At 47.3% G+C, this 7,620-nt stretch carries 12 protein-coding genes; all 12 read left to right on the top strand.

From position 1 onward, the window contains the following. Positions 1-100: 100 nt before the first annotated feature. Positions 101-361 carry a hypothetical protein gene (locus J2S20_RS11870; RefSeq protein WP_307255541.1) on the top strand — a complete coding sequence of 87 codons (261 nt, stop codon included), beginning with the start codon at positions 101-103 and terminating at the stop codon, positions 359-361. Between the two features lie 25 nt (positions 362-386). After that, positions 387-1,817, top strand: a complete 1,431-nt coding sequence (locus J2S20_RS11865) for an AAA family ATPase (RefSeq protein WP_307255540.1) — start codon at positions 387-389, stop codon at positions 1,815-1,817. Between the two features lie 11 nt (positions 1,818-1,828). Continuing rightward, entirely contained in the window at positions 1,829-2,473 is a 645-nt protein-coding gene (locus J2S20_RS11860) for a hypothetical protein (protein WP_307255539.1), read from the top strand. Then, positions 2,457-3,254 (top strand): PD-(D/E)XK nuclease-like domain-containing protein, encoded by a 798-nt coding sequence (locus J2S20_RS11855; protein WP_307255538.1) that lies wholly within the window; start codon positions 2,457-2,459, stop codon positions 3,252-3,254. Before J2S20_RS11860 ends, J2S20_RS11855 begins: the two co-directional genes overlap by 17 nt. A gap of 3 nt (positions 3,255-3,257) precedes the next feature. Further along, positions 3,258-3,650, top strand: a complete 393-nt coding sequence (locus tag J2S20_RS11850; RefSeq protein WP_307255537.1) for a RusA family crossover junction endodeoxyribonuclease — start codon at positions 3,258-3,260, stop codon at positions 3,648-3,650. Then, positions 3,647-3,868 (top strand): helix-turn-helix domain-containing protein, encoded by a 222-nt coding sequence (locus tag J2S20_RS11845; protein ID WP_307255535.1) that lies wholly within the window; start codon positions 3,647-3,649, stop codon positions 3,866-3,868. The genes J2S20_RS11850 and J2S20_RS11845 overlap by 4 nt, the downstream gene beginning before the upstream one ends. 289 nt (positions 3,869-4,157) lie before the next feature. Then, the gene (locus J2S20_RS11840; RefSeq protein ID WP_307255534.1) at positions 4,158-4,913 is read left to right on the top strand and encodes a DUF6291 domain-containing protein; all 756 of its coding nucleotides are present in this window, start codon (positions 4,158-4,160) and stop codon (positions 4,911-4,913) included. Then, entirely contained in the window at positions 4,828-5,655 is an 828-nt protein-coding gene (locus tag J2S20_RS11835; protein WP_307255533.1) for an ATP-binding protein, read from the top strand. The genes J2S20_RS11840 and J2S20_RS11835 overlap by 86 nt, the downstream gene beginning before the upstream one ends. Further along, positions 5,652-6,062 carry a single-stranded DNA-binding protein gene (locus J2S20_RS11830; protein WP_307255532.1) on the top strand — a complete coding sequence of 137 codons (411 nt, stop codon included), beginning with the start codon at positions 5,652-5,654 and terminating at the stop codon, positions 6,060-6,062. Before J2S20_RS11835 ends, J2S20_RS11830 begins: the two co-directional genes overlap by 4 nt. 18 nt (positions 6,063-6,080) lie before the next feature. Next, complete coding sequence (locus J2S20_RS11825; RefSeq protein WP_307255531.1) at positions 6,081-6,452, top strand: hypothetical protein; 372 nt, start codon at positions 6,081-6,083, stop codon at positions 6,450-6,452. A gap of 12 nt (positions 6,453-6,464) precedes the next feature. Next, on the top strand, positions 6,465-7,007 hold the full coding sequence (locus tag J2S20_RS11820) for a LemA family protein (protein ID WP_307255530.1): 543 nt from the start codon (positions 6,465-6,467) through the stop codon (positions 7,005-7,007). Between the two features lie 5 nt (positions 7,008-7,012). Continuing rightward, positions 7,013-7,620 (top strand): hypothetical protein (locus J2S20_RS11815; RefSeq protein WP_307255529.1); only part of this gene is annotated, 608 nt, incomplete at its 3' end.

Below are 7,620 nucleotides of genomic sequence, written 5' to 3'. Positions count from 1 at the left end.
AGCTGATTGAAAAGGCTTACAAGGATTCGGAAAGGTCAGGGAAGATGTACGAAAGATACGTCAAGTTTGCAGAGAATATGCTCGAAGAAGAGGGGGACGCATGAGTAAGATGCGAAAGTTGTTCCCGACAATGCACGACGAGCACGTCTGGGACTTTGTAAGGCTTGGGCTCAAGTACGAGTTCAAGAAGATCAGAGTGGCAAAGGAAGCTAGAGCCGCAGAGGAGCTTCGAAAGACTCCTCCCACGTGGAAGATGTGCCTTGAGCTCTGCGGAAACGGAGAAAAGAAAAACGCCCTGCGGTTTAGCGGACAGCGGGCGAATTTCAAGATAGATAAGGGAAACCCTTATTTATCCTCATAATACACAATTTAGGAGGAAAAAGCAAATGAAAGTATCAAAGATTCAGATTCGTAACCTCTACGGGATTAAGGAGTACGAGGCCGGAAGCGCCAGCGTAGAGCTTGAGGGTAAAAACGGAGTAGGGAAGACTTCCGTTATCGACGCGATACGTTATGCACTGACAAACAAATCCGACCGTGAATACATCGTGAGAACCGGAGAGACAGAGGGAGAGATTCTGATCGAAACTGATTCCGGAGTGAGAATCAATCGCAAGGCTCGCACGAATCAGGCTGATTACAAGTCTGTAAAGCAGAACGGGCGCGAGGTTGGAAGCCCTGAGAGTTTCTTAAGGGAGCTTTTTACACCGCTTCAGCTTTCTCCGGTGGAGTTCATGGAGATGGATGAAAAGAAGCAGAACGCAATCATACTTGACATGATTCAGTATGACTGGGATTTGCAGAAGATCAAAGAGTGGTTCGGTGAGATTCCTGACTGGGTGTCCTACGATCAGAACATTCTCTCGGTTCTTGATGATATTCAGTCTGAAAAAGGAGAGTATTTCCAGAGGAGACAGGATATCAACCGGGACATTCGCAACAAGCGGGCTTTTATTGAAGATATCGCAAGCGCTATCCCGGCGGGCTACGATGCGGAACACTGGAAGAATGAAAATCTTGGAAGCCTTTACAGAGAAATTGAGACGATTCGTAAACAAAATGCTGAAATTAACCGCGCAAAGCAGATTATCGAGGAGCGAGACAGCAAGTGCAGGAAGTTTGAAGCAGAAAAGGAGATCGGACTTGCTGCCCTTGATCGTGAGCTTGCGGCAGAGCGTGAACGTCTTGGAAAAGAAAACGAACGCTTAAAGGCTCAGCTTGCAGAAAACGAGCGGGCGCTCGCGGGTATGGATGAAAGACGGCAGGACAAGGCAAGTGTAATTGAACAGAAATACGAAACCGACATCGCAAAGTATGATGCGCTGGTGGAAGAGTACAGAGCACAGGCCGATGAAGAAATTGAATTGACCTCAGAACTTGAAGAAAAGGCAGCTTATGCAGAGAAGATGAAGGCCCACCTCAACGAGTACGACAGGATGGTATCTCTTCAGGAAGAGGTTGAGGAGCTTCAGGAAGAGACAAACAGCTTGACGGCAAAGATCACCAAGGCGCGCGAGCTTCCGGGAGAAATCCTTCAGACGGCACAGATTCCGATCAAGGGTCTCACAGTAAAGGACGGTATCCCGCTGATTAATGGGCTTCCGGTATCGAATCTTTCTGAGGGCGAAAAGCTTGATCTCTGCATCAATGTAGCAATCCAGAAGCCGAACGGTTTACAGATCATCCTGATTGACGGTGTAGAGAAGCTTTCTACAGACCTTCGGAATGAGCTTTACAGAAAGTGCAAAGAGAAGGGGTTACAGTTCATCGCAACTCGGACTACGGATGATGATTGCCTGACAGTAACAGAGCTGTAAAGGGGGATTAAATGAATACAGAAAATACCGATCTGGAAGTTGTAGAAGAACAGTCCATAGAATTAAGCAAAGATGTGTTCTCCTCTCGTGAAGGATTCCAGAATATCTATGACATCGGAAAAATGTTTGCGAAATCTCAGCTGGTGCCGCAGAACTATCAGAACAAGCCTATGGACTGTGCAATCGCTGTCGACATGGCGAATCGCATGGGTGTCTCTCCGATGATGGTCATGCAGAATCTGTATGTAGTCAAGGGAAAACCGTCATGGAGTGGGCAGGCGTGCATGAGCCTAATCAAGGCAAGCCCTGAATATAAGGATGTAAGAGCGGTATATACCGGAAATAAGGGTACAGATGAATGGGGATGCCATATAGAAGCGACCGACAAAGTGACCGGCGAGAAGATCACCGGCACCGAAATCACGATCAAGATGGCAAAGGCGGAAGGGTGGTATGGGAAGCCTGGATCAAAGTGGCTGACGATGCCACAGCAGATGCTTGCATATCGAGCGGCGGCGTTCTTTGCAAGGGTGTATATCCCTAACGCCTTGATGGGGTGTGCGGTGGAAAATGAGGGGGATGATATAGCCGCCCTGAAAACCGCACCGGAGATCAAAAACGTTTTCGGAGGTGTAACAAGTGATTCTGACAAGTGAGAACTACTTTAGTTTCGAGGCTGATCGGGAGTATATCTCGGTCAGCCAGTACAAGGACTTCATCGGAAGCATGGGAAAACTCGGCTGCGAGGAGAGGGCGCTTGCTAAGCTTTCCGGACAGTGGGAGATGCCTAAGACATCAGCTTTGCTTGTAGGCAGCTATGTAGATGCTCATTTCGAGGGCACACTTGATGTTTTCAAGGCCCAGCATCCGGAAATCTTCACAAGGAGCGGAGACTTGAAGGCTGAGTACCGTAAGGCGAACGACATCATAAACCGCATTGAGCGGGACGAGCTTTTCATGATGGCTATGAGCGGTGCAAAGCAGATCATCATGACGGGAGAGATCGGCGGCGCAAAGTGGAAGTGCAAGATTGACAGCTACATTGAAAATATTGCGATTGTTGATCTTAAAGTTATGAAGTCTCTTACAGAGAGCTTTTGGGTGAAGGACGCTGATCGCATGGATTTCATGACGTACTGGGGATATGACATACAAGCCGCAGCTTATCAGGAGATCGTGAGACAGAACACCGGAAAGACATTGCCGTTCTATATCGCGGCTGCGTCTAAAGAAACTGAGCCGGATATCGGCTTGTATGGTTTTACTGATGAAGAGTTGAAAGAAAAGTTGCTTGAGGTTGAAGCCAATACTCCAAAGATCGTAGCGCTGAAAAGTGGGGAAGTTGAGCCGATTCGCTGCGAACGCTGCGACTACTGCAAGCATACTAAAATCTTGAAAGCTCCGGTACACCACAGTGAAATTTTGATGGAGGTGTGACCGGTGAAGTACAAGATTATTATTCCCGGTCAGATGAAGGGGCTCAACGAGCTTCTGAACGGCCGATATTACGATAAGCGCAGCAGAAGCTATCACAACAAAGTGAAGAGCGAAAATGACGCACTGTGCGTTGATGCAATACGTTTTTCCCGGTCGCTGCGGAAGGTAAAGATACAGAATCCTATCATCATTGATTACCGGATATTTGCAGGGGATAAGCGCCATGATCGCATGAATCTCCTCTCTGCGATAGACAAGAGCTTTGAGGATGCCTTGCAAAAAACTGGGATCATCAAAAATGACGGGTGGGACGATGTGTTGAATACCACGCACAGCTTCTATATCGACCGGGAGAATCCCCGAATTGAGATCACAATCATGGAGGTGGACACATGAACAGCAACAGAAGATCGCAGTGTGAAAAGGTGCTCACACATTTAAGGACATACCGGAGTATGACAGCTATAGACGCAGAGCGAATGCACATTCACAGGCTGTCAGGAAGGATATACGATCTCCGGCACGAGGGACACGACATCGAGACAAAGATGGAGGTCAAGAAGAACGAAGAGGGTGCAACAGTAAGTTTTGCAAGGTATGTGCTTCATGAATAAAAAGGATTGCAGGAGCGTTATACAGCCTGATTTTAAGGCACGACTGCAAATCGGGAGTTACGCAGTACATCATGTTTTTCCGGGCTCTAACAGAAAGAACTGCGAGAAGTACGGGTTCCTTGTCTGCATTCCTTCATGGCAGCATGACAAGGTACATGAGCACATCAACTCTGGGATCTCCCTTCTTTGGAAACAGCAGTGCCAGGGCTGGTATGAAAAAAACGCAGGAAGCCGGAAAGATTTTATAAAAGAATTTGGAAGGTCTTACCTGTAGGAAGGAGGTAAGCATGTGAGAGAAAGCGTGTTGTTTTATCGAAGCTTTTATGAGGCTTTGAAAGATCTGGACAGCGAGCAATTCAAAGAATCTATATGTGCAATCATGGAGTATGCGCTGAATGAAAAAGTGATAGAAGCCTCCGGAGTTGCCAAAGCAATTTTTCTGATGGCAAAGCCTCAGATAGATGCCAACAACAAAAGATATCGCAACGGGTTAAGGGGAGGGAGATCGCAGGAACCAAACGATAACCAAACCGGAACCAAACCGGAACCAAAGCATAACCAAAGCATAACCAAACCGGAACCAAGGCATAACCAAAGCATAACCAAACAGGAACCAAACGATAACCAAACAGGAACCAAAGTCGAACCTAAGGAAAAGGAAAAGGAAAAGGATAAGGATAAGGATAAAGATATAAAAAACATATGTCGCTACGCTCCGGCGTTTGAGGAGCTTTGGGAGGCGTACCCGAGGAAAAAAGAGAAGACTAAGGCATATAAGTGCTACAAGGCACGGCTTGGTGATGGTTTTCCAGAGGACGAGCTGATAACAGCAGTTAAAAGATACGCAGACCAATGCAGGAAAGAACGAACAGAGGAAAAATATATTAAGCTGGCGGCTACGTTTCTAGGCCCTAACACACCATTTACTGACTATCTTGACAAGAAAGGGGGTGTAAGCGGTGAAGGAGGAAGTAAGCCGTATAGTCAGCCGACTGGCGGCGATCCGAGATTCGAGGGATTCACTGTTGACCTCTCCGGCCTATGAGTGTGAAAAGTGCAAGGATACGGGCTATGTCGAGTGGACGGATGAGAACGGGCTGCTGATGAGCAGAAGGTGTGACTGCGGTTTGATCGACAGGCAGATACAAAGCCGCAGAATGCGCTTTGCGGCGATTCCTGAGAAGTACAGGGAAATTAAGCTTACGGACTTTAAGATGCCATACAGAAAGGCTGAGGCGCGTCAGAATGCGGCTAAAGCGCTCGCGGTAGTGAAAGAGTACCTGACGAACTTTGAAGAGTACCAGAGCAAGAATAAAGGCCTGTATTTTTACTCTGGAATACGCGGGAGCGGGAAGACAATGCTCATGTGTGGTGTTTGCAACTTTCTGATGGAGCACGGGCATACAGCCAAGTTTGCCACATCCGGGCAGATCATCAACGAGATTAAGTCAACATGGGATAGGGGCAGTGAAACAACTACAAGTCAGCTTCTTGAACATCTGAGCACGACAGAGATACTCGCAATTGATGATTTTGGAGCGGAGCGTGCCTCTGAGTGGGTTGACAGCGTTTTTTATGACATCATCAACCAGCGATACATCAACGGGAAAGTGACGCTGTTCACATCCAACAGCCCAATATCCGGGACGGCCTACGATGAACGTATCAAAAACCGCGTTGCGGTGATGACTTATGAGGTGCAGTTCCCGGAAGAGAGCATACGAGGGTACATGGCAGAAGCTGATAACAAAAGCATGATTGAGAAAATTTTAGGAGGGCAAGGATGAACAGAGTTTGCTTGATCGGGAGACTGACAAGAGATGTTGAACTGCGCTATTCCAGCGGAGAGACACCTATTGCTATTGCGAGGTGGAGTGTTGCGGTTGACAGGGGCAGGAAAGACCAGCATCAGGCGGCAGATTTTATCAACTGCCTTGCGTTTGGTAGAACAGCGGAGTTCGCGGAAAAGTGGTTCAGGAAAGGGCTGCGTATCGGACTTGAGGGAAGAATCCAGACCGGAAGCTACACCAACAAGGAAGGGCGGAAGGCATACACCACAGATGTTGTGGCAGATAAGCTGTTCTTCGCTGACGGAAAGGATGTTGCCGAGCCGAGAAGCCAAAAGGTGCAGGAGAGTGAGGACTTCATGGCCATCCCGGACAGCGCAGATGATGGAGGGCTGCCGTTTAACTGATATGGAAAAGGAGCATAGATGAGCAAGTATAAGACAGGAGACAGGTTCGTAATCGAACTGGAAAAAGAGGTTGATCCTGGGATGTTTAAGGTAAAGGGCTTTAACGCTCTGGTCTTCGATGAAAGTGGCCTTGATCGGCTTGCGAAGGTTGATGGTTCAAAGGTTGAAATTCTGGACAAGGTAGAGAAGCGATATCTTAGTGCGGTGATTAAGCCGTGGAGAGATAGGGTGATTCGCATCGCGAAGACGAGTTCCAATATTGGAAAGAAAGAACGTCTTTCTATCACGATAAATGGTGATGATATTTACCTTCCCGAATTTGACCCTAACACAATGTATCAAGGGATGGAACTTGATCGCGGATACACTCTCGAAGAGTTAGGACTTTAAGGAGAAAAGAAAATGGAAGACAGAAAATTGTGGTTGATTGTTACAACAAGCGTAGTTGCAGTTTTGGCGTTGTTTGTGGTTTGGACGCAGAGTTGCAGAAACAGGGCGTTTTCGCTTGAGGAACAGGTGAGCGCTGCTGAATCAGACATAAACATTCAGGAGAAGCGAAGAGTCGATCTTGTTTATAACCTTGTGGACAGTGTGAAACACTACAATGCACACGAAGCAAGCGTTTTGAATGAAATTGTTGAAAAGAGAGTGGATTCCGGTGGAATAGACGGCGCGGTTATGGCGATATCAGCTGTAGCAGAAGCGTATCCGGAGCTAAAGGCGAACGAGAACTACAAGGAACTTATGAACGAGCTTTCCATCACTGAAAACCTTATTGCGGGGTACAGGGAGAATTACAACAAGGCGGTTCGCGAATACAACAGGCACACGAGGGCATTCCCGAACGACATATTTCTTGGAATCCTTGGATACGAGCGAATGAATTTTAAGTATCTTGACTATTCGGCTCCGAAGGATGCGCCGCAAAAACTCTTTGAGGAGTAATCGCTATGGACGTGCTGGGGATTGAGATCACAAAGAGAGAAGTCGTTGCAAGCATAGCCATAGTCGGAATTATGGCAAGCATAGGATTTTTTATCTCTGGGAGGATTGATAATTACTCCGACAGCAAATGCACTGAATACAGCAAGGCGGTACGGATAGAACGCGCAGAGGCGTTTGAGTATGGGATGCGAACACACATAGGAAACGCACTTGTGTTTGGAGAACTTACCGCTGTTGACCCTGTAGGATATCCGGGCGTTGAGGGGGAGTATATAGAGATCAGCCAGACTACGGAACAGTATACGATGCACACAAGAATGGTTCCGCATACGGTAAACGGAAAAACGACATACACGACGGAGACATATTGGACATGGGATGAAATTGCGAGTGAGACGAAGCAATGCGAACAGGTTGAAATGCTGGGAACAATATTTGTAAAAGAAAAAATTTCTCCGCTTTATATGCGATACGTAGGGACGGTAGGAGCATCGTCGGGGCTGCGGTACACGTACAGAGGTGCTGCATCCGGCATGGTCGGAACGATGTTTACAAATCTTTCCGGAGGTGAAGTAGGGGAAAATTCAATCTTTTACGAATCTGACATTGATTC

It is taken from the genome of Moryella indoligenes (assembly GCF_030812885.1).
GTDB lineage: Bacteria > Bacillota > Clostridia > Lachnospirales > Lachnospiraceae > Moryella > Moryella indoligenes.
This window is presented reverse-complemented; position numbering and strand designations above follow the sequence as displayed.